The sequence below is a fragment of the Specibacter sp. NPDC078709 genome (assembly GCF_040686795.1).
Lineage (GTDB): Bacteria > Actinomycetota > Actinomycetes > Actinomycetales > Micrococcaceae > Specibacter.
In genome coordinates this window covers 345,667-366,634 of the sequence record NZ_JBFBLU010000004.1, presented here as the reverse complement: position 1 = coordinate 366,634, position 20,968 = coordinate 345,667, and the positions used below count along the sequence as shown (strand labels likewise).

Sequence of the window (20,968 nt, the reverse complement as noted above, 5' to 3'; positions counted from 1 at the left end):
GTGTTGTCAAGATGCATCGCAGCCTCCCCGTCTTCGAAAAACTTAGGCGTTGATGTCGTGGAGGTGGTGGATGACATCGTGCAGGAAATAGCCTGTCAATGTCACAACGGTGAAGGCCGCACCGTTGCCGCGAAGGCCACGTCGCTCCCAGTCCTCTTCGGCTACGGCACCGAACGCGGCTGCGGCGTCGAGCCCATTCTGGACCAGGTCCTGTGCCACGACGTCCGGATCCAGCGCCGAGTAATTTCCGTCTAGGGCAGCCTGGTCCTGATCCCAATTGGGGAACGTGGGGTTGTCCTCGCTGAGCATGAGTTCTAGCCGGGCCGTAAAGACCTCAAAAACGTCCCTGATATGAGCGCTGTATTCCAGCACCGACCAGACGCCGGGTTCAGGGCGTTCCTCCACATTGGCTCGCCGCAGCGCCGACTGCCAACGGGGCAACACCGCCGGCAGCATGGTGGCTGCAGTCGCCGGAGTGGCACGCGACGCCGTAAAGCCACAGTCCGGACAGCTCCGCTCGAGTACCCAGGTCCAGTCTTTGTGATCGGCAATGATGTCCATGGGGCCAGTCTAGGCCGATCTCATCTTGGTGCAGGCCCGAGGATGTTCATATGACGCGAAGATCCGTCACCGGGCCGCAACGGGGAATAGCAGCGAACTCATTAGTCCAGCGGCAGCTCAAACGCCTCCTGGGTGGAGTCGTGGATGGGCGCGGGATCACGAGTGGGCGCCGGCGGAGGAGTCTTGACCCCGGTCGGCGTTACAGCGGCAGGCTTATCCGGCGCTGAACCAGCACCTGCAGGGCTAACAGCACTAGGCCCGACCGCCGCAGGGCCACTACCGGCGGAACCGGACAAGCTGGGACCCACCAAGTCAATGCCGGCTGTCAGGGCAACACCTGATCCATCGCGGTGCCCGTGCTCCACGGGAAGAGCCCTGGCCACACCTGAGCTGGAGGAGGCCTTGGCAGGGCCGTGGCCAGCCCACGCCAAGAACAGCCGGTCTTCACGCTTGAGGAATCTGTGCGCCCGGACGCCACCGGTGGCCCGTCCCTTCGCGGGGTATTCGGAGAAGGCGGTAACCTTTGCCGAGCCCGACGGCGTTCCAGGCAGCGCGTCTTGTCCACCGGACACCGTCACCACCACGGCGTCAGCATCATGGGGGGAGACCACGCCGAAGGACAGCACCACATCGCCGGCCCCGAGCTTGATGCCCGCCATGCCGCCGGCCGTGCGGCCCTGCGGACGAACGTTGGCGGCACTGTAGCGAAGCAGCTGGGCACCGTGTGTGATGAACACTAGATCGTCGTCGTCCGTGGCTACCCCGGCACCCACCACAACATCCTTGGGTTTGAGCGTGATGTACTCCCAGTCGTCGCGGTTCAGGGGGTATTCGGGAGTGACCCGTTTGACCACGCCAGCGGCCGTGCCTACCGCAAAGGTGGTGTTCAGCGGTACAAAGCCCACGAGAGTTTCGCCCTTGGTCAGGGTGATGAAGTCCTTGGCGGGCACGCCACCGGCCAGGTTGGGCAGGGCTGCTGTAGGTGGCAGTACGGGCATGTCTACCACTTGCAAGCGCAACATGCGGCCCAAGGACGTCAGCGCGCCAATCTCTGCCCGGGCAGTGGTTTTCAGCACCGAGGTGAAGACGTCGTGCTTGCTGCGGCCGCCGGATTCCACCAGCGGATCAGCGGAGGAGGTCCTGGCAATTTGGCCTGTCGCGCTGAGCAGCACCCAGCAGGGGTCATCGGCAATTTCCAGCGCCAACGGCGCCGCCTTGCCGGCTTTCCCGCCGGGGCCAGCGGCCAGAGCCTTGGCCACGGACGGGGCCATGGCCTCTGACTCCAGCAGGACTGTGCGGCGCGGGGTGCCGTGCGTGGCTGCGACCTCGCCAAGCTCATCGGACACGAGCTGGTGCAGCAGTTCTTGGGAGGCCAAGATGGCTTCGAGGGCCGCAATTTCACGGCGCAGCTCATCACGTTCGGTCTCCAGCTCCACCATGGAGAAGCGGGTCAGGCGGCGCAACTGCAGGTCCAGAATGTAGTTGGCCTGGATTTCGGAGAGGTCGTAGATGGCCATGAGCCGTTCGCGGGCGGCAGCCACCTCATCCGAGGTGCGGATGATCTGGATGACCTCGTCAATGTCCACGATGGCAATGAGCATGCCCTCGACAATGTGCAAGCGGTCCTGCTTTTTGCCGAGCCGGAAGGCTGTGCGGCGGCGGACCACGTCAATGCGGTGGTTGACGAAGACCTGCAGCAGCGGCAGCAGGCCCAGTGTCTGTGGCTGGCCGTCCACGAGGCAGACGTTGTTGATGCCGAAGGACTCCTCCAGCGGCGTGTACCGGTAGAGCTGTTCCATGACGGCGGCGGGGTTGAAACCGTTCTTGATCTCAATGACCAGGCGCAGCCCGTGATTGCGGTCGGAGAGGTCAATAAAGTCTGCGACGCCAACCAACTTCTTGTTGTTGACGGCGTCCTTGACTTTTTCCTTCACTTTTTCCGGACCCACCAGGTAGGGCAGCTCGGTGACCACGAGTCCTACCCTGCGCGCGGTGAGTTGTTCGACGGCGATCTTGGCTCGCGTTTTGAAGGAGCCACGGCCGGTGGCGTAGGCATCGCGGATGCCCTGCAACCCCACAATGCGTCCGCCGGAAGGTAGATCGGGGCCCGGCACATACGCCATGACGTCCTCGAGCGTCGCATCAGGATTGGCGATCAGATGTTGGGCAGCGGCAATCACTTCACCGAGGTTATGTGGGGCCATGTTGGTGGCCATGCCCACCGCGATGCCGCTGGCACCGTTGACCAGAAGGTTCGGGTAGGCGGCCGGCAACACGGAGGGTTGCACGATGGTGTTGTCATAGTTGGGTACAAAGTCCACAACATTTTCATCCAGGTTGCCAGTGAGGGCCAACGCGGGTGCGGCGAGGCGGGCCTCGGTGTAGCGGGGGGCGGCGGGACCGTCGTCGAGCGAGCCAAAGTTGCCGTGGCCGTCAATGAGCGGCAGGCGCAAGGAAAAGTCCTGAGCCATGCGCACCATGGTGTCGTAAATGGCCGTGTCTCCGTGCGGGTGCAGCTTGCCCATGACCTCGCCCACCACGCGAGCACTCTTGACATGACCCCGATCGGGGCGCAGGCCCATCTCGCTCATCATGTACAAAATTCGGCGTTGCACGGGTTTGAGACCGTCGCGGGCATCGGGGAGCGCGCGGGAGTAAATCACAGAGTAGGCGTATTCCAGGAAGGAACTTTCCATCTCATTGGAAACATCAATATCAACAATGTTTTCAACGAAGTCATCTGCTGCAGGAGGTTGGCGCTTGGCCATGATGGCGGTGATTCCTTTTCTACATGGGTGTTGCGGGTGGCATGCACGGCAAAAGACGCATCATGTCGGTACAGTGATTCTATGGTGAAGCCAGAGCTAGCGCCCGAATATCCGGCCTATTGGGAAGCCGATGTTGTCCTGCGTGATGGTGGCACAGCCCACTTACGCCCTATGCGAGCGGACGACGCCGATGCCGTCCAAGCCTTTCACATGGCCCAATCGCAAAACTCCATCTATATGCGCTTCTTCACCTACAAGTCAAAGCTGACGCCCAAAGAGTTGCGCCGCTTTACCGAACTGGATTACCGGGACCGCGTGGCATTCGTCATCACCCGCGGCACGGGAATCATTGGCATTGGTCGCTATGACCGCTTGGATGACCCTACCGAAGCCGAGGTAGCCTTCAACGTTTCTGACGCCCACCAGAGCCGCGGTCTGGGATCCATCTTATTGGAACACTTGGCGGCAGCGGCACGCGAGAACGGGATCGATAAGTTTTCGGCCGAGGTCCTGCCGGAGAACCGCAAGATGATGCAGGTGTTTTCCGACGCCGGTTATGAGGTGCGCCGGCACTTTGACGACGGCGTGGTCTCCTTACAGTTCGCTATTGACCCCACAGAAAAATCCCGGGCCGTCATGGAATCCCGTGAGCACCGTGCCGAGGCGCTCAGCGTTGCCGGGCTGGTGGCACCGAAGTCCGTGGCCGTCATCGGTGCCAGCCGCGAGTGGGGGAGCATTGGCCAGCAACTCTTGGAACACGTGGTGGAAGGAAACTTCACCGGCGCCGTCCACGCGGTCAATCAGGATGCCCTGGAGGTTTCCGGAATGATGCCTTACACCAGCATTCTCGAGGTCCCAGGACCCGTGGATCTGGCCATCATCGCCGTGCCCTATGACCAGGTTCCCAGCGTGGTTGACCAGTGTGGCCAAGCAGGCGTGAAGGGCCTCGTGATTGCCACGGCAGGATTTGCCGACGACGGCGAACACGGCCTTGTGCGTCAACGCGCCTTGGTGCGCCAAGCCCGGGCCAACGGTATGCGTCTGGTGGGTCCGGCGTCGTTGGGGCTCGCTAACACCGACCCTGCTGTGTCACTGAATGCCTCCATGGCCCCGGCCCTGCCTGCCCAGGGCGGGCTGGGCATCTTCAGCCAGTCCGCTGCTCTGGGCGTTTCCTTGTTTGCCTCCATGAGCCGACGCAGTGTTGGCATGTCCACGGTGCTCTCGGCCGGAAACAGGGCAGACGTTTCAGGCAATGACATGATGCAGTTTTGGGAAGATGATCCCCACACCCAGGCCTGCGCGCTGTACCTGGAATCCATTGGAAACCCACGTAAGTTCTCCCGTATCTCCCGCCGCTTGGCCCGTACTAAACCGGTGATTGTGGCGAAGTCGGATTCGATGGGGCTGCGGTTGCCACCGGGGCATGTGGTCCGCACGACCCAGGCTCCGGCAGGTGCTCTGGACGCCATGCTTCGCCAGTCCGGAGTGGTGCGTGTCAACACCATTGAGGAACTCTCTGATGTGGCGCAGATTGTGGTGGGTCAGCCGCTGCCCAAGGGCCCCGGCCTGGCGATCTTGGCCAACTCCGGTGCTCTGGGTGCCGTGGTGGCCGACGCTGCTGAAGGACAGGGGCTCAACGTGGCGGTGCTGGAGACGTCTCTGGTGTTGAACATGGGCCAGTCGCGGGCCCTGCCGTTGCTCAAACGGACGGTGCTCAGTGCGCTGGCGCAAGACGGTGCGGACTCGGCCATTGTGACGTTGCTGCCAGTGGTGGGGCTGACCGTCGATACCATCGCGAAGACGTTGCAGGAGTGTTCACAAGAGTCAGGTAAACCTGTCATTGCCGTGTTCACCGGCATTTTCGAACCCTCGATCCACGTCAACCGGCAAATGGCGGGGTCGTTGCCGGCCTTCTCCAGTCCCGGCGGTGCCATTGCAGCGTTGGCCGCTGTTGTCCGGCACGCGCAGTGGCTGACACTGGAATCGTCGGTCTTTGAGCCCCCCGTTGGGGTCAATTCACAGGCTGTGGAAGACCTCTTGGACACGTGGCTGGAAGGTGTTTCTGGTGATGAACTGGTGACGCTGAGCAGCGAGGACTCCCGAGAGCTCTTGGGTCACTATGGCATCAAAGTGTTGGAATCGGTGCCGTTCGGCAGCGACGACGAGGCCGTGGCCCAGGCGGAACGGCTGGGCTGGCCGGTGGCCATCAAAACGCTGGATTCGAGCCTGCGGCATCGACTGGACCTGGGCGGGGTGCGGATTAACATTGAAAACGCGGACTCGCTCCGTCGCAACATTGTCCAGATGCGCAAATATCTGGAACCTTATGGGAAGAAGGACCTGGAGGTGCAGAGCATGGCCGAGGTGGGCCAGTCGTGCACCCTGCGAGCCATTGAGGATCCGCTGCTGGGCCCGGTGGTCTCCTTTGGCCTCTCCGGGGATGCTGTCAATCTCCTGGATGACTGGTCACACAGGGTGCCGCCATTGTCGGCGGCGGACACCGCTGAGTTGATCCGTTCGCCCCGTGCCGCCGTGAAACTGTTCGGCTACGAGGGGCTGCCGGCCGGAAATGTGGCGGCCTTGGAAGATCTGGTTGCCCGTGTAGCGATGCTCAAGGATGAACACCCCGAAGTAGCGCTCATTGAATTCAAACCGATCCTCGTTGGGCCCACCACCGTGACGGTGCTGGCTGTGGATGTGCGGATTGGAAACCCCGCTCAACGAACGGATAGCGCCCGCAGAGCCATGAGGTCCTAAAGCGCGATTCGTGAACCCCGGATGTTTGTCCTTGCAGCGTTTGAGCCGCCAGTTCGCTTTCGCTGGCGGCAAAGTGCGAAAATGGACACCATGAACAGCTTCGGAGCCGGTGCGCCGGCGAATCTCAAGGGCCGCGATTTGGATGCCGCGCTCCAGCGGTCTGGTTTTTATCCCCGGCTGGTTGCTGACGTAGTCAATGACGCCTTGGACAGCCAGGAGCCGCTGTCCCACCTGGTCCACCTGGAAACACACTTCGACCGGAACGAGGTGCACCGGCACATCACGGTTTTGGTGCTGACCAGCGAAATGCTGGTCATCACCCATGTTGACGATCACCAACTCGATGAGTCCGGGGAACAGATGGTGGCCCAGGTGTCCACTGAATCGGTGCCCGTGAGCCAAATCAATTCCGTGGTGTTGAGCTACATTTACGCCCAGCCCCAGGACTACAAGCCCTCCGACCCTGCCCGTGAGCTGACCTTGTCGATCGCGTGGTCTGGTGGACAGCGGGTGGAGATGGGTCCGGCGTCGTGCGGGGATCCCAACTGCGACGCCGACCACGGCTACTCCGGCACCATCGCCCAAGAAGACATCGCCTTGCGCATCAGTGCCGAGGCTGAGGGCTTGCAAGCCGTGGCAGATGCGAAGGCCTTCGCCCGTGCCCTGCGCGCCGTCAACACCGGAACCGTCACCCCAGGCCACCCCGATGCCGGGGCCAGCCGGTTCCCCGCTTTTGGCGCACGATTGGGCCGTTTACATTACCGCCGATAACGCCGTGGGCGCCCCCGAAACCATGTCCATCCCTGAGACCCTGACCACCCTCGGCGCCACCGCCACCAGTGACGCAATGCTCACCGGCCAAGCACCTCTTCCGGGGGCGCCGGCTTACGGCAAGGCCAGCATTGCTGAGGTGCTCAGCAGTGCCGCCGCCGTGCTCGGTGCCAAGGACTACAACAACGTCTTGAAGTTGCCAGCGGCCAAAAGGATTTGTGTCGTGTTGGTGGACGGGCTGGGAAAGTCGCTGCTCAAGCAGCGCGCCTCGCACGCACCATTCCTGCGCGGGGTGATGGCAGCTGACTCTGGCGGCGAGCACCCGCGCACCCTGCACGCCGCTTTTCCCAGCACCACGGCCACCTCCTTGTCAGCGTTGGGCACCGGCGCGGTTCCGGGTGAGCACGGCATGGTGGGGTACGACGTTTTGGACCCGCGCCAGGACAAAGTGGTCAACTTGTTGGGCAACTGGGACGCTGGCGTCGATCCGCAGCGTTGGCAGCCGGTCCCCACAGTCTTTGAAAAGTTACCGGCCGAGATCCCTGCCACCACGGTGAGTTTGCCCAAATTCGCTGACTCCGCCATGACGCGCGCGGCCCTGCGCGGGAGCCGTTTCAGTGGTGCCACCTCCACCCACGCGCGGGTGGAGCAGGCGGTTGCAGCGCTGGCGGAAACGCCCAGCGCGTTGGTGTACCTCTATTGGAGCGAGCTGGACAAGGCGGGGCACGCTTATGGTGCGGATTCGCCCCAGTGGGAACGGCAGCTGGAAGAGCTCGACGCCGGGATGAAGCGTTTGGCGGCCACGGCACCTGCGGACACCCTGATTTTGATGACGGCCGATCATGGCATGGTGGATATTCCGCGTGCTGACCGCATCGACTACTCGGTGATTCCTGAGCTGGTGGCCGGAGTCCGGCACACCGCGGGGGAGCCACGCATGGTTCATCTCTACCTTGAACCCGGAGCAAGCTCGGAGGCTCGTGACCAGCTTATGGCAGCTTGGCTGGAGCACTTCCAACGCAAAGCGTGGGTCCTGACCCGGGAACAAGCTATCGCTGCTGGGTACTTTGGGACTGTTAACGACAGCGTGCGCGCCCGTATTGGCGATATCCTGATCCTGGCCCGGGAATCTGTGGCCTTTTACGATCTGCGCCGCGTCCGGCTACAGGCCATGGACGTGGTGGGTCAGCATGGATCCATCACCAAGGCCGAACGGGAAGTCCCGCTGCTACGCATTCCTGTGTCGGCGAAGAAGGCCAAGGGCAAGCGCCGCTGAGACTGTGCGCACTGAACCTGCTTTCGGTGCGGCCCGAACAGAAACTGTGCGGGCCGCACCGAGAAGAGGCTGGTTGAAGTTGGTGCCGAGTCGCGGTGGCTAGTCGCCCTTGGTGCCGAACACGATCTCATCCCAGCTAGGCACACTGGAACGTTTGGGTTTGGCTGAGGCCTTACGTTCCAGCCGGGCAGCTACTTCACTGTCGCTGGGTCCGTGGTGCTCGGTGTCTGTTGGCTGCGCTGATGCGGACTGCGTTGCTGCAGCGTGCGATTCCTCGGGTGTTTCCACATTTTGGACTTGCTGCAGGCGGCCAGTCGGTTCACCGGAGAGGACCACTTCACGGGTTTCTGTGCTGACCTCGGCCACGCTGTCCAGGGCGTCGTCAGCTAGACGTGGTGCTAGCTGGAGGAACGGCAACTTCCTGAGCCGCTCCCGTGCCGATTCTGGCTTCGATCCTGATTCTGAAGCCGATGCTGACGAGGGTTCGGGGTCGCTGGCGTTGCTACGCTCGGCGTCCTGGCCATAGACGTTTTCGTCTCGCGGATGAGCGCCCGGAACGTGCGTGCCGAGCATGGCGGCGAGTTCGTCGTCGCCGTCTTCATCGAGGCCCAGTCGGACGCCTCGGCGAGAGCGCAGCATGTCAAGAAGGCCATGACCGGGGTACCCGGCGTCGGGCGCTGTCGCGTCTGCGGACTCATCGGTGTCTGCGGACTCAGCTGATTGCGTGACGGCAGTTTCAGTGGGGGAGTAGCCGCCAGAGCCACCGTGATCGAAGTCCAACGCTTGCACAGTGCCAGCGCCGTCTGCTTCGACGTCGAAGGGCTTGTCAGCTACGGCACTGAGGCGGCGTTCGGGCACAGGACTATCGAGCGGTTCGAGTTCACTGAGCTGCTGCGCCCAGCGGTTCGCGTTCTGCAACGACTTGCGCCCAGCATGGAAGCGCCACAAGGCCGGTGCCGGTTCGCCGATACTGCTAGCGGCCCATTCGGTACCAGGTTCAAAATCTGCGCTGATAGTCCACGCGCCGGCATGGTCACGCCAGGCATCCCAGCGCAGGGAAGCCCTGTCGATGCCGAAAGCGGAAAGACGGAAGCGGACCATCTCCTCCAACGTGGTGGGTTCCTCATCCAAGGGAGGCTTAGTGTTCGCAGACGGCAGGGCCGAGGAGGCAACATGAACTTTGCGAGCTTGGCTGGCTATGTACTCGCGCTCGGCCAAGACCGGGCCCTCGTAACGGCGCACCTGCTCCAGAGACAGTCCGGATTGATCGGCAACATCGGTGGCGCTGGAGCCTGCACGGATCAAGGATTGGATTTCGCGCGGCGTCATACGGGCACCGGGCTGGTTCAATCGGGGGGCGCGTTGACTGGTCCTGCCCACAGCTGTGCGTAGCGCCTCATCAAGGGGGAGCAGGTAATTGTCCCCGTCGGGACCACTGAGCAGCAGATGTTCGCCGTCGTCGTGGACACCCACTAGCCGTAAATCAGCCATGCCGTCCTCCAAAAAAGTCTCATTAGTTCACTTCAAAACTTTGCCACCGATACCTGCCAATTCCTACTACCGCTCTAGGCGTGGCGTGAGATGGCTGAAAAATGTGACTCATTCTGCGCCGTTCTGCTCTGTTTTTTGTCCGTTTCCGTCCGCTTCTACTCTTTCCGCTCCATGCTCGGCGCCCACCGGCGCCTGAGCCGCGGTAAAAACTTAAGCCAGCTGCGAACTTCCAGTGCCGCAGGGCCACCAGAAGCGCCAGCAGGCTTTAAGGTGTTGGCTGTATTAAGTCGGATCTGCATCCGGCGGGGAACAGGAAAGAGAACACCTATGAACACCAGCACTCGCCAGCACCACAGAGCTCCTCGCACAAGCCGCGGACCGGTAGCTGCGGTTGCCGTGATCGACCCCGCCGAGAGTGAACTGGCAGATAGCTACGAACTGCCCGGTGCTGAGCTAGCCCCTGAAGAGCAGGCCTTGGAAATCATTGCCGAACAGGCCGACGAATTCACCTGCAGTGGCTGTTTTTTGGTGCGGCACCGCTCTCAACTGGCCAAAGAAAAGCAGGGTATGAAGTACTGCCGAGACTGCGAAGGCTAGTTTTCCTACGCCCGTTTTCTTAGGCTCCCTTGCCCCGGAGTGCCGCAGCCAAGTGCTCGGGGTTGCGTGAGGACGTAAGCCAGTAAGGGGTCCGGTCCTCCGGGTCTAGGATTTCAATTTTCACTACGGGCTTGATCCAGCCGCGGATGCACAGGTAGGCCAAACCGTTGAGTTTGATGCCGCGCTGAGCGGTGGCGTCGTCGCCAAAATGGATGCTGACGTCGCCAACAAATTTCCGCTCAATCTGCGCACGCCCCACTTGGAGTGTGTCTTCGGTGACGGCAATCGTCGGCGTGGAAGTGACCAAGACCACGATCTGAACCACCAGCAAAACACCGAAGGCCACGAACCCGGCCTCGATGCTGATAGGAATGAAGATCAGGATTCCTGCAGCCGAAAGTCCCAGCACAATCACCCAGCCCCATAAGTTTGGCCAGAGTTTCTCGGTATAAGTGGGTGCAGCCGGGGAAGGGGAGGTGGCGCTGTGGGGGGATGTGGATGACATGGCACCAGCTTTTCATCTTTCCTCGCGTAATTCATCTTGGCTCATTCACCTTGGGATTGATCTTGACACTCACTGCGCGGACGCAGGCAGTGCCCAGCGCTTCGGGATAGAGTGTCCTGTTGTGACCAATGAGACTTTTCCCGCGAACCCCGCCCTCGATCCCCACACTCCTGTTGTCCAGGTGCAATTGCACATGCTCGACGCCGGGATCGAACCTCCCAGCTACGCCCACCCCGGTGATGCCGGAGCCGATCTGCGCAGCCGCATTGACCTGGTCCTGGCTCCGGGCGAGCGTGCGCTGGTGCCCACAGGCGTCAGCATTGCCCTGCCCTTTGGTTTTGTAGCGTTGATCCACCCGCGTTCCGGTCTGGCCACCAAGCATGGCCTGACCATTGTCAACAGTCCCGGAACGGTCGATGCCGGGTATCGTGGCGAGATTTCCGTAACCTTGTTGAACACCGACGCGCACCATTCCATCTCCCTGTCCCGGGGCGATAGAATTGCACAAATGGTGATCCAGCGTGTGGAAACCGCCGCGTTCATCGCCGTGGACGAACTGCCCGATTCTGTGCGCGGCACCGGTGGATTTGGTTCCACCGGAGGCTTTTCCCCGTCGAGCAATGCACCGGCGAGCAACTAATCGTTGATCCTGCGTTTCCACACTTTTACAAGGAGTCTTAATTCCCATGGCTTTTGGGTTCGGTAAGAAAAAGAACAACAGCTCAGACGAGTCCGCAGCAACCGCCTCGAGCACACGTGGCGCAGCAGATGCCACTGACGCAGCTACAGAGTCAGTTGAGAGCGCCGCAGCCATGCTGAATCTGCCACCGGATCCGGCGGATACCGCTTACGATCGGGCCGTTCACGGGCCACTGGATGTCAGCGAGATTGAGAGCACCGATGGTTATGTGGACCTCGGCGCGTTGATGGTGACACCGCGGGAGGGCCTGTCCCTGCGCTTGGAAGTTGAAGAAAACACCCAGCGCGTCATTGCTGTCACCCTCGATCTGAACGGTTCCAGCTTGCAGCTGCAGGCCTTTGCCGCATCGCGCTCGGAGCCGCTTTGGCGCGACATTCGCGAGCAGATCGGTCTCTCCGTTGGCTCACAGGGTGGAGAAATCGAGATCCTTGACGGCACCTTCGGCAAGGAAGTGCTGGCAAAGGTTCCAGCCCAGAGCGACGACGGCTCCAAGGGCTTCAGGGTGGCCCGTTTCATCGGTGTTGACGGTCCCCGCTGGTTCCTCCGCGGTGTCCTCGGAGGGTCCGCGGCCGTCGACAGCGAAGCTGCCTTGGTCTTGGAAGACTTGTTCCGTGGCGTGGTGGTAGTCCGCGGCGAAGTGCCGCTGCCTCCCCGCGATCTGCTCCTGCTGCGACTGCCCAAGGATGCTGTGGCCGCTGCACAAGGCGCTTCGGGCCCGGACATGGGTGCCGCCCAGGGTGGTTCCCCGCTGGAGCGCGGCCCGGAAATCACAGCGATTGGCTAACGTTGTCTCCTGTTGAGCAAGGTGACTGGCCGGAGGCAACTCCCATCGTCGAGTTGCCCCCGCGCGGCCGGGCAGTGTGCGTAGGCGTGATCGATGCGATTACGATCCTGCCCGCCACCGCGGCACCCACCTACACGGCCATCCTGAGTGACATCATGCTCAATGACCGTGATGCTTCTCGGGTAGATCCGCTGCGGACGGATCAGAAACTTCAGAACCACCGGCTGCGACTGGTGTGGCTGGGCCGGCGCCGAGTGCCCGGAATCGGTGCCGGAGTCGGGCTGCGTGTTGAAGGAATGGTCTCTTTGCACGAGGGGCTGCCCACCATGTACAACCCTCGCTACGAGATCATCGGAATCCAGGAGAGCTAGTTGAGCCAGCAGAGTCCCGAAGGACAAATACCAGAGCAAAAGCCCACCGGCAGCTTTGCCGAGATGGCCCAGGACATGGCTGCCAAGAACCCGCTGGCCCGCAAGGAAAACGGGCACATTGACCTTTTGGCTGCCGCCGGTGGCATGAGGGGTATTGCCGAAAGCGTGTTGCCAGGACTGGTTTTTCTGGTCGCATTCACCCTGACCCGGGACCTGAGCATTGCCCTGGTGGGCTCGGTGGCCATGGCCGCGGTCTTCCTCGTTGCCCGACTCATCCAGCGCACACCCCTGACGCAGGCGCTGGCTGGAATTGCCGGCGTCGCACTTTCAGCGTTTTTAGCAATGAAGACCGGCAAGGCCGAGAACTTCTACACCGTGGGTTTCTATACGAATGCTGCCTACATTGCCGCCATGGTGGTCTCTATCGCCGTGCGCTGGCCGATTCTGGGTTTGCTGTTTGGCTACGCGCGCAATGAGGGCGTGCGGTGGCGGGAGATGCCAGAGCGGCTGCGCGCCTACCGTGTTGCCACCTGGATTTTGGTGGGTGTCATGGCTGCCCGGCTGGCGGTGCAGCTGCCGCTGTACTTCGCCGGAGCCGTGGACGCACTCGGCGCCATGCGCCTGATCATGGGTGTACCCCTGTACGCCTTTGGGCTCTGGATCGCCTGGCTCATCAGCCGCCCGGTGGCCGAGGTGACGGCCGAAACTGACACAGCGGAGCCCAAAAGCTGATCCCTAGCTCCGAAGCAGACTCCGCAGCTCATTTTCTGCAGCGATGGTGGTGATGAAGAACAGTTCATCCCCTGCCTCAACCACATCGTCCGGGCTCGGTGTGATGGGTGCTTCGTCGCGCAGAATCGCCACGAGAGTGGCATCCTGCGGCCACAGAATTGCCCCCACGGTGGAGCCAATCACGTGGGAATCACCAGGAACTGTGAATTCTACGAGTGAGGCCACACCCGCCTGCAGGGTCAGCAACCGCACCAGGTCGCCAATCTCCACGGCTTCCTCCACGAGTGCTGTCATGAGTCGGGGAGTATTCACGGCAACGTCAACTCCCCAAGAGTCATCAAACATCCAATCGTTCTTGGGGTTGTTGACCCGGCCTACCGTGCGACCCACGCCGAATTCGGACTTCGCCAGCAGCGAGACCACCAGGTTGACCTTGTCGTCTCCCGTGGCTGAAACGACTACGTCCGCTTCTTCCAGCTTGGCCTCGCGCAGGGTGCTGATTTCACAGGCGTCACCCACCAGCCAGCGGGCACCGCGCAAACCGCTCTTTCCGATAACCTCAGGCTTGGGATCGATCAAGAGCACCTCGTGACCGTTGGAGAGCAGTTCTTTGGCAATGGAGCAACCAACGCTGCCGGCCCCGACAATTACCACCAACATGCTAAATCTCCTTCACGGGGGCTGCTGCCAAAATACGGGTCACATCGGCTGAACGGGCGCTGGCCACCATGGCGTGGACGGTGTCTCCTTGTTGGTAGCTGGTATCTGCTCTTGGCAGGATGCCTTCACCGAAGCGGGTCAGATAAGCCACACGGACATCGGCAGCTTGTTCCATCTCTGCGATGTGCCGACCAATCCAGTCCGGGTGCGGTGCCAGTTCACACAAGAACAAGCGCCCGGATGGTTCACGGAAATCACCCTTGATGGCGGTCTCAGGCAAAATTCGGCGCAACACCTGGTCCGCGCTCCAGCGCACAGCAGCCACTGTGGGGATGCCGAGACGCTGGTAGATCTCTGCCCGGCCGGGATCGTAGATGCGGGCTACAACGTGTTCCACATGGAAGGTTTCCCGGGCTACGCGGGTGGCGAGGATATTGGAGTTGTCACCGCTGGAGACAGCGGCAAAGGCGTAGGCGCTTTCAATGTCCGCCTCCTTCAGGGTGTCCTGGTCAAAGCCGACCCCGGTGATCTTCCGGCCTCTGAAGCCTGTGCGCAAGCGGCGGAAAGCCCGTTCGTCCTGGTCGATGATGGCCACCGAATGGCCGGAATCCTCCAAAGCATGGGCCAAGGTTGCGCCCACCCGGCCGCAACCCATGATCACGAAATGTGCCATTGACGCTCCCTGTCGTGGCGGACCCGGGCCGGAAGGCCGGTGCCGCAAATGTGTACAGCTTTCGAGTGTTTCTCAACAGCGTTTTCCAAGCCCTGCGGGTACCAATTTCACGCCCCGCGTGGCCCCGCGGTCAAGTCGGGACCACCTCGACCCGCTCTTGTCACCGCCTCACCAGTGTGTCATGCACGCAAGCTGACGGGCGGGCGCCGGGCGGGTGCGCTGTTCTGGTGCTAGCGTTACCCGCGTGCTGAATTTCTTCAACGCGTTCAAGCGGGTCCTTGTGGGGCGTCCGTTCCGCAACGACAAGCTGTCTCATACGCTGCTGCCCAAGCGCATTGCGCTGCCCGTTTTTGCCTCCGACGCGCTGTCTTCTGTGGCGTATGCGCCCGATGAAATTCTGCTCACGCTGGCACTGGCCGGTGTCGCGGCGGTGTCGCTCTCGCCCTGGGTGGGACTAGCTGTCATGGTGGTGCTTTTGACGGTGGTTGCTTCCTACCGTCAAAACGTGCACGCGTACCCCTCCGGTGGCGGTGATTATGAGATTGCCACGGTGAACTTGGGCAAACGCGCAGGTCTCACAGTGGCCTCGGCGCTCATGGTGGACTACGTCCTGACGGTGGCAGTGTCCATGTCCTCGGCCGCACATTACCTAGCCACAGCTATACCCGGTTGGCACGACGCCCAAGCCGTGATCGCCGTCGTCGGTGTCATTATTCTGGCCCTTGTGAACCTGCGCGGCGTGCGGGAAGCGGGCACGGTATTTGCCGTCCCCACCTACATTTTCATGTTCTGCATTTTCGCTATGACCGCCGCCGGGATCTTCCAGGCCGCCACGGGAACGCTGGGCCGGGCGCCGTCGGCCGATTTTGAGATTGTGCCCGAGGCCGCCTTCAACCAGGGCCTGGTGGGGCTCGCGGGCGCGTTCTTGTTGCTGCGCGCCTTCTCCTCGGGCGCCGCCGCACTGACAGGTGTGGAAGCCATCAGCAACGGGGTGCCCAGCTTCCGCAAGCCCAAGAGTAAAAATGCGGCCACCACCTTATTGCTGTTGGGCGCGATTGCCGCGGGCATGATGGCCAGCATTTTGTTCCTGGCCAACGCCATTGGCGTGCACATTGTGGCTGATCCGCACACGGAATTCCTGGTCAATGGCGTGGCCCCGCCCGTTGGTTACGTGCAGAATCCCTCCATCAGCCAGATCGCTTCCACCATTTTTGGCGCCGGTTCCATTCCGTTCTTCATCATTGTGGCGGCCACGGGCGCCATCTTGGTGTTCGCCTCCAACACCGCCTTCAACGGTTTCCCGGTGCTGGCCTCGATTCTGGCCAAGGACGGTTACCTGCCGCGCCAGCTGCGTACCCGTGGCGACAGGCTCGCTTTCAGCAACGGCGTGCTGTTGCTGGCGGTGGGCGCCATCGTGCTGATTGTGGCTTTCAACGCAGATGTCACCCGGCTCATCCAGCTCTACATTGTGGGCGTATTCATCTCCTTCACCGCCAGCCAGCTGGGCATGGTGCGGCATTGGGGCCGTGAGCTGCTCAAGGTCAGAGACAAATCCATCCGGTTCCGCATGAAGCGTTCCCGGGTCATCAACACGATCGGCTTCTGCATGACGCTGACGGTGCTGCTGATTGTCTTGGTGACGAAATTTGAACAGGGCGCCTGGATTGCGCTCTTGGCGATGGCCGTACTGTTCGTGATCATGTGGAGCATCCGTTCGCACTACGACAACGTGGCCAAAGAGCTCGCCGTAGAGACGGATTCGGCGATCAAGGCGCTGCCGGCGCGGATTCACGCGGTGATCTTGGTCTCGCACGTGCGCAAACCTGTCATGCGAGCCATCGCCTTTGCCCGCGCATCAAGGCCCTCCACACTGGAAGCCATCACCGTAGATTTGGATCCTGCCGAGACCGAACAGACCATCGCGGATTGGGAGCGGCTGTCCATCCCGGTACCGTTGACTGTGTTGGCGAGTCCCTATCGGGAAACGTTGACGCCGCTGATCAACCACATCAAGACCATGCGCAAGGATTCCCCGCGTGATTTGATCGTGGTGTACATCCCGGAATACGTGGTGGGCAAATGGTGGGAGCAGCTGGTTCACAACCAGACGGCCCTGCGGATTAAGACGCGGTTGCATTTTGAACCAGGAGTAGTGGTTGCCAGCGTGCCGTGGCAGCTGAAGTCCTCCACCGACGCAAAGAAATATCAGGAATAGAGCTTATGAGCGAGCCCACCAGTACCACCCGCCTCACCGTCACAGTAGGTCCCGTGGCCCACGGCGGCCATTGCGTTGCCCGGCATGAGGGCCGCGTCATTTTTGTGCGCCACGCCATCCCCGGCGAGACCGTGGAGATTTCCCTGACCGAGCACGACGACGACGCCAAGTTTTGGCGCGCAGACGTCACCAACGTGGTGGAAGCCTCGCCCGAACGTGTGCCCCACTTTTGGCCCGAAGCGGACGCCTTGCGCGCCGGAGCCCGCCACGGTGCGCCGATCGGCGGCGCCGAGTTCGGTCACATTTCCCGTAAGGGTCAGCTGGAGCTGAAGACCGCAGTGGTGCGTGAACAGCTCGAACGCTTAGGAGGCCTTTCCAGCGACTCCGTGGACGCCTTGTTCAGCGTTGGCGTTGAGGATGTTGATGCCCAGGGCACCGCTGATCAGCAGGCAGGCCTGGGCTGGCGCACACGCGTTGGTTTCGCAGTCACCCCGTCCGGCAAATTGGGCATGCACGCCCACCGCTCGCACACCATTCTTCCCATCGCGGAAATGCCGCTGGCGCTTCCAGCCATCAATGAGCTGCGCCTGTGGGAACTGGACTTTACTGGCATTGACCGCGTTGAGGTGGCCGCCCCCGCCAACGGCTCCGGCGTGCTGGTGCTGCTGGCACCGGTTCACGGACTCAGCGATAAGGCGGCCGGCAGTGCCGTCAAGCGCATTGCCCGCTCCTTGGCAGCACTGCCGACACCTCCCTCGGTAGCCCGCTGGAACCCGGAAAACAGCGCCATTGAAGTGGTCAGTGGCCGCGGCTGGGTCAAGGAAACCACCGACGATCACGAGTTCCGGGTCACCGGTGACGGCTTCTGGCAGATTCACCGCAAAGCCCCCAAGGTCTTGACAGATGCAGCACTGGGTTACTTGCTGCAGGGCGGTTACCTCAACGACGGCGCCGACGTGGCTGACCTCTACGCAGGCGCTGGCTTGTTCACTGCCCCGCTGGCTGATGCTGTGGGCTCCGACGGCAGTGTCCTTTCGGTGGAAGGATCCCCGGGCACCAGCCGCGATGCACGCAAGAACCTGCACGCGAGTGAACAGGTGGAGATCCTGCAGGGCCGGGTGGAGAAGATCCTCGGTACCCAATCGCGAGCATCGCACACCGAGGCCGGACAGCGGCGCCGTTTTGACGCCGTCGTGCTTGATCCGCCGCGCGCAGGCGCCGGTAAGGCTGTTGTCCGGGCCTTGGTAGCCACCGCGCCTAAGGCGATCGCCTATGTTTCTTGCGATCCGGCCGCGTTCGCCCGCGATGTGAAGTACTTCGCCAACGCCGGTTGGCAGATTGAGAAGCTGCGCGCCTTCGATCTGTACCCGCACACGCACCATGTGGAAACGGTGGCCCTTTTAGTGCCCGCAGCTGCAAGCGCAACGGCACCCCGCTAGAACTAAGAACGGACTAGAAACGGACTAGGAACGGACTAGGAACTGTCTTGAACCAAACGGCACTCAAGGTACGGCCGCCTCGGCGCGATCTGACTCGCAATAAGCCCAAGGGCACCCTTCTCGCGGAGCGGCGGGAGGCGCATCGCCGGGCGGCCATGGCTGCGGCACGTGGTGCCCTGGCGCCGGTGGACGCTACACGGCTGGCCGCAAGTGGGCTCACGGCCGCACAGGTGCAAGAACGCCGTGTTGCGGAACTGACGAATGTGGTGGCTCACGAGAGCAGCCGCAGTATTTGGGCCATTGTGCGGGCCAACGTTTTCACCTTGTTCAACACGGTGCTGGGCAGTTGCTTGGTGCTGGTGTTGGTGGTGGGTGACCCACGCGATGCGCTGTTTGGGTTCATTGTGGTGGCCAATGCGGCCATTGGCGTGGTGCAGGAATACCGGGCCAAACGCACCTTGGACAAGCTCGCGGTGCTGCATGCTCCGCGGGCCCGGGTGTTGCGGGATGGGGCCGAGGCCGAGCTTGCCGTGGCCGAGGTGGTTCATGACGATGTGCTGTTGTTGCGCACGGGGGATCAGGTGCCGGCCGACGCCACTATTTTGGCGTCCGAGGCACTGGAAATTGATGAGTCACTGCTGACGGGGGAGTCCGATCCGGTCACGAAGTCCTTGGGGGATGCGGCACTTTCGGGTTCTGCCGTGGTCGCTGGCTACGGCAGTGCGCGGGTTCATGCGGTGGGGGCGGAGTCGTACGCGTCCGCGCTGACCGCCGAGGCGCGGCGTTTCTCGCTGGTCAATTCCGAGATTCGCAACTCCATCAACCGCATCATCTTGTACATTGCCTGGGCGTTGATCCCCATTATTCTGCTGGTCATCAACGGGCAGATGAGCGCACATGGAGGCTGGCGGGCGGCCATTGCCACGGGGGACTGGCGCATCGCTGTGGTCAGTGCCGTGGCCAGCATTGTCGCCATGATCCCGGAAGGGCTGGTGCTCTTGACCAGCATTTCCTTTGGCATGGCCGCAGTGACCTTGGCCCGCAAACAGGTTCTGGTCCAAGAGCTGCCAGCCGTTGAAGGACTGGCCCGGGTGGACATGGTCTGCTTGGACAAGACCGGAACCCTGACCGAAGGCCGCATGGAGTTGGCGGACACCACACTGTTTTCGCCCGTTCCGGGATGGGAATTGGTCCTTGCCTGGCAGGGCGCTCATCCCAATGCCAATGCCACGGCTGCTGCCCTGGTCAGCTCCTACACCTCGCCCCCGGAACAGCTGCCGCATTCCGAGGTGCACTTCAGCAGTGCCCGCAAATACAGTGCCGTCACTTTTGGGGCGGGGCCCGCGGCCGGCGACTGGGTGCTGGGCGCCCCAGAAGTAGTCCTCGCCGAGGGCAACCACCCCGAGGCGTTGGCGGCCTCCTACGACGCGTCAGGGAAGGGATTGCGAGCCGTGATCCTCGCCCACCGCGAGGTGCCCGCAACGGCGACCGCGGCACAGACCGCGATGGTGGGCGATCCGGCGTCGGAGGCAGAATTCAGCTTGGCCGGCCTGAACCCGGTAGCCCTGCTGGTGTTCCGTGAGCGGGTCCGCCCGGATGCCGGCGCTACGTTGGAATACTTCCGCCAGCAGGGAGTGGAACTGAAAATCATCTCCGGCGACAACCCTCGAACCGTGGCCGCCGTGGCCCGCGATGTCGGTTTCAGCTTCGACGGCGACGGATATGACGCGCGCGACCTGCCAGATGACCTCGAGGCCATGGCAGACGTGCTGGAGCGCGAAAACGTTCTTGGCCGGGTCACGCCGGAGCAGAAAAAGTCCATTGTGCAGGCCTTGCAGAGCCGTGACCACGTGGTGGCGATGACCGGCGACGGCGTCAATGACGCACTGGCGCTCAAACACGCAGACATTGGTATCGCGATGGGCAGCGGAGCCGCAGCGACGAAGGCCGTGTCCCGGCTGGTGCTGCTCGATGGCCAGTTCAGCCACCTGCCGTCGGTGGTGGCCGAGGGGCGGCGCGTTATCGCCAATGTGGAGCGCGTGGCAAACTTGTTCCTCACCAAAACCACGTACGCCATCATCATTTCCGTGGTCATTGGCATCCTGATGTGGCGCTATCCGTTCCTGCCACGGCAACTCTCCATTGTGAGCTCCATGACCATTGGCATTCCGGCCTTTTTCCTAGCACTGCTGCCCAATGCGCGCCGCTACCAACCAGGATTCTTACGCCGAACGCTGATGTTCGCGATCCCCTCTGGAACCATTGTGGCCGCCTGCATCATGGCCGTGTACTCATATGCGTTGACCTTCCCGAACCCGTCTTTGAGCGGGGAACACTTGATTCGTGAGGCGCAGACGGCTGTCACCATGACGGTGTTGCTGGTGGCATTGTGGGTGCTGGGTGCCTTGGCTCGGCCCTTCGATAAGTGGCGGGCACTGTTGGTGACTGCCATGGTGGTGGGGCTCGTATTGGTCATGGCAGTGCCGTTCGCCCGCACCTTCTTTGCCCTTGATATCCCCAGCGGTGGGCTGTTAGCGGCTACGATTGCGGTAACAGCAGCAGGATGCGTCGCGATCGAACTGCTCTACCGCTTTCTCAAGAAGCGCGGAGCGGTTTCCGAACGTGAGTAAGGCGTGCCTAACTGGCATCCTGTCCCGTGCGTGACGAA

At 62.1% G+C, this 20,968-nt stretch carries 17 protein-coding genes; 11 read left to right on the top strand and 6 right to left on the bottom strand.

All coding sequences use genetic code 11. The features are described from left to right. Positions 1 to 42: 42 nt before the first annotated feature. On the bottom strand, positions 43 to 561 hold the full coding sequence (locus AB0P14_RS10375) for a DinB family protein (RefSeq protein WP_363841355.1): 519 nt from the start codon (positions 559 to 561) through the stop codon (positions 43 to 45). A gap of 101 nt (positions 562 to 662) precedes the next feature. Continuing rightward, on the bottom strand, positions 663 to 3,329 hold the full coding sequence (locus AB0P14_RS10370) for a DNA topoisomerase (ATP-hydrolyzing) (RefSeq protein ID WP_363841353.1): 2,667 nt from the start codon (positions 3,327 to 3,329) through the stop codon (positions 663 to 665). Positions 3,330 to 3,410: 81 nt separating this feature from the next. Between AB0P14_RS10370 and AB0P14_RS10365 the strand changes: the two genes are divergently transcribed. The 3 genes from AB0P14_RS10365 to AB0P14_RS10355 all read left to right on the top strand — a co-directional run bounded on the left by AB0P14_RS10365 (position 3,411) and on the right by AB0P14_RS10355 (position 8,133). Next, positions 3,411 to 6,086: a GNAT family N-acetyltransferase gene (locus AB0P14_RS10365; protein WP_363841351.1), complete on the top strand. Its 2,676-nt coding sequence runs from the start codon at positions 3,411 to 3,413 to the stop codon at positions 6,084 to 6,086. An 81-nt stretch (positions 6,087 to 6,167) separates the two neighbouring features. After that, entirely contained in the window at positions 6,168 to 6,857 is a 690-nt protein-coding gene (locus AB0P14_RS10360; protein WP_363841349.1) for a DUF5998 family protein, read from the top strand. A 76-nt stretch (positions 6,858 to 6,933) separates the two neighbouring features. Then, positions 6,934 to 8,133: a nucleotide pyrophosphatase/phosphodiesterase family protein gene (locus AB0P14_RS10355; protein ID WP_363841449.1), complete on the top strand. Its 1,200-nt coding sequence runs from the start codon at positions 6,934 to 6,936 to the stop codon at positions 8,131 to 8,133. Between the two features lie 99 nt (positions 8,134 to 8,232). Here the strand turns inward: AB0P14_RS10355 and sepH are convergent, their stop codons facing one another. Further along, positions 8,233 to 9,624, bottom strand: coding sequence for a septation protein SepH (gene sepH / locus AB0P14_RS10350; protein ID WP_363841346.1), 1,392 nt, complete (start codon positions 9,622 to 9,624; stop codon positions 8,233 to 8,235). Between the two features lie 327 nt (positions 9,625 to 9,951). On the opposite strand from sepH, the gene AB0P14_RS10345 reads away from it, so the two are divergent. After that, a complete protein-coding gene (locus tag AB0P14_RS10345; protein ID WP_363841343.1) occupies positions 9,952 to 10,221 on the top strand; it encodes a DUF4193 family protein in 270 nt (89 codons plus the stop codon). Between the two features lie 19 nt (positions 10,222 to 10,240). Here the strand turns inward: AB0P14_RS10345 and AB0P14_RS10340 are convergent, their stop codons facing one another. Next, positions 10,241 to 10,726, bottom strand: coding sequence for a DUF3093 domain-containing protein (locus AB0P14_RS10340; protein WP_363841340.1), 486 nt, complete (start codon positions 10,724 to 10,726; stop codon positions 10,241 to 10,243). Positions 10,727 to 10,847: 121 nt separating this feature from the next. On the opposite strand from AB0P14_RS10340, the gene dut reads away from it, so the two are divergent. The 4 genes from dut (at position 10,848) to AB0P14_RS10320 (ending at position 13,313) form a co-directional block, all read left to right on the top strand. Beyond that, positions 10,848 to 11,366 (top strand): dUTP diphosphatase, encoded by a 519-nt coding sequence (gene dut / locus AB0P14_RS10335; RefSeq protein WP_363841337.1) that lies wholly within the window; start codon positions 10,848 to 10,850, stop codon positions 11,364 to 11,366. Positions 11,367 to 11,538: 172 nt separating this feature from the next. Beyond that, on the top strand, positions 11,539 to 12,210 hold the full coding sequence (locus AB0P14_RS10330) for a DUF3710 domain-containing protein (RefSeq protein WP_363841446.1): 672 nt from the start codon (positions 11,539 to 11,541) through the stop codon (positions 12,208 to 12,210). 86 nt (positions 12,211 to 12,296) lie between these two features. Further along, a complete protein-coding gene (locus tag AB0P14_RS10325; protein WP_363841334.1) occupies positions 12,297 to 12,581 on the top strand; it encodes a hypothetical protein in 285 nt (94 codons plus the stop codon). After that, on the top strand, positions 12,582 to 13,313 hold the full coding sequence (locus AB0P14_RS10320; protein WP_363841331.1) for a DUF3159 domain-containing protein: 732 nt from the start codon (positions 12,582 to 12,584) through the stop codon (positions 13,311 to 13,313). A gap of 3 nt (positions 13,314 to 13,316) precedes the next feature. On the opposite strand, the gene AB0P14_RS10315 is transcribed toward AB0P14_RS10320, so the two are convergent. Together AB0P14_RS10315 and AB0P14_RS10310 are read right to left on the bottom strand one after the other, a co-directional pair. Next, entirely contained in the window at positions 13,317 to 13,973 is a 657-nt protein-coding gene (locus AB0P14_RS10315) for a TrkA family potassium uptake protein (RefSeq protein WP_363841329.1), read from the bottom strand. A 1-nt stretch (position 13,974) separates the two neighbouring features. Further along, positions 13,975 to 14,646 carry a TrkA family potassium uptake protein gene (locus AB0P14_RS10310; RefSeq protein WP_363841326.1) on the bottom strand — a complete coding sequence of 224 codons (672 nt, stop codon included), beginning with the start codon at positions 14,644 to 14,646 and terminating at the stop codon, positions 13,975 to 13,977. A gap of 244 nt (positions 14,647 to 14,890) precedes the next feature. Between AB0P14_RS10310 and AB0P14_RS10305 the strand changes: the two genes are divergently transcribed. Genes AB0P14_RS10305 through AB0P14_RS10295 form a run of 3 tightly spaced genes read left to right on the top strand, consistent with a single transcriptional unit; the run spans position 14,891 to position 20,930 of the window. Next, on the top strand, positions 14,891 to 16,861 hold the full coding sequence (locus AB0P14_RS10305; RefSeq protein WP_363841324.1) for an APC family permease: 1,971 nt from the start codon (positions 14,891 to 14,893) through the stop codon (positions 16,859 to 16,861). Between the two features lie 5 nt (positions 16,862 to 16,866). Beyond that, on the top strand, positions 16,867 to 18,300 hold the full coding sequence (locus AB0P14_RS10300; protein WP_363841321.1) for a TRAM domain-containing protein: 1,434 nt from the start codon (positions 16,867 to 16,869) through the stop codon (positions 18,298 to 18,300). 47 nt (positions 18,301 to 18,347) lie between these two features. Continuing rightward, positions 18,348 to 20,930 (top strand): HAD-IC family P-type ATPase, encoded by a 2,583-nt coding sequence (locus AB0P14_RS10295; RefSeq protein ID WP_363841319.1) that lies wholly within the window; start codon positions 18,348 to 18,350, stop codon positions 20,928 to 20,930. Positions 20,931 to 20,968 lie beyond the last annotated feature (38 nt).

Bases quoted from the DNA above. Each gene is read 5' to 3' on its own strand.
- AB0P14_RS10370 (WP_363841353.1), bottom strand. From the start codon at position 3,329: ATGGCCAAGCGCCAACCTCCTGCAGCAGATGACTTCGTTGAAAACATT.
- AB0P14_RS10360 (WP_363841349.1), top strand. From the start codon at position 6,168: ATGGACACCATGAACAGCTTCGGAGCCGGTGCGCCGGCGAATCTCAAG.
- AB0P14_RS10340 (WP_363841340.1), bottom strand. From the start codon at position 10,726: ATGTCATCCACATCCCCCCACAGCGCCACCTCCCCTTCCCCGGCTGCA.
- AB0P14_RS10300 (WP_363841321.1), top strand. From the start codon at position 16,867: ATGAGCGAGCCCACCAGTACCACCCGCCTCACCGTCACAGTAGGTCCC.
- AB0P14_RS10330 (WP_363841446.1), top strand. From the start codon at position 11,539: ATGCTGAATCTGCCACCGGATCCGGCGGATACCGCTTACGATCGGGCC.
- AB0P14_RS10345 (WP_363841343.1), top strand. From the start codon at position 9,952: ATGAACACCAGCACTCGCCAGCACCACAGAGCTCCTCGCACAAGCCGC.
- AB0P14_RS10315 (WP_363841329.1), bottom strand. From the start codon at position 13,973: ATGTTGGTGGTAATTGTCGGGGCCGGCAGCGTTGGTTGCTCCATTGCC.
- AB0P14_RS10355 (WP_363841449.1), top strand. From the start codon at position 6,934: ATGCTCACCGGCCAAGCACCTCTTCCGGGGGCGCCGGCTTACGGCAAG.
- AB0P14_RS10365 (WP_363841351.1), top strand. From the start codon at position 3,411: ATGGTGAAGCCAGAGCTAGCGCCCGAATATCCGGCCTATTGGGAAGCC.
- AB0P14_RS10375 (WP_363841355.1), bottom strand. From the start codon at position 561: ATGGACATCATTGCCGATCACAAAGACTGGACCTGGGTACTCGAGCGG.
- sepH (WP_363841346.1), bottom strand. From the start codon at position 9,624: ATGGCTGATTTACGGCTAGTGGGTGTCCACGACGACGGCGAACATCTG.
- AB0P14_RS10310 (WP_363841326.1), bottom strand. From the start codon at position 14,646: ATGGCACATTTCGTGATCATGGGTTGCGGCCGGGTGGGCGCAACCTTG.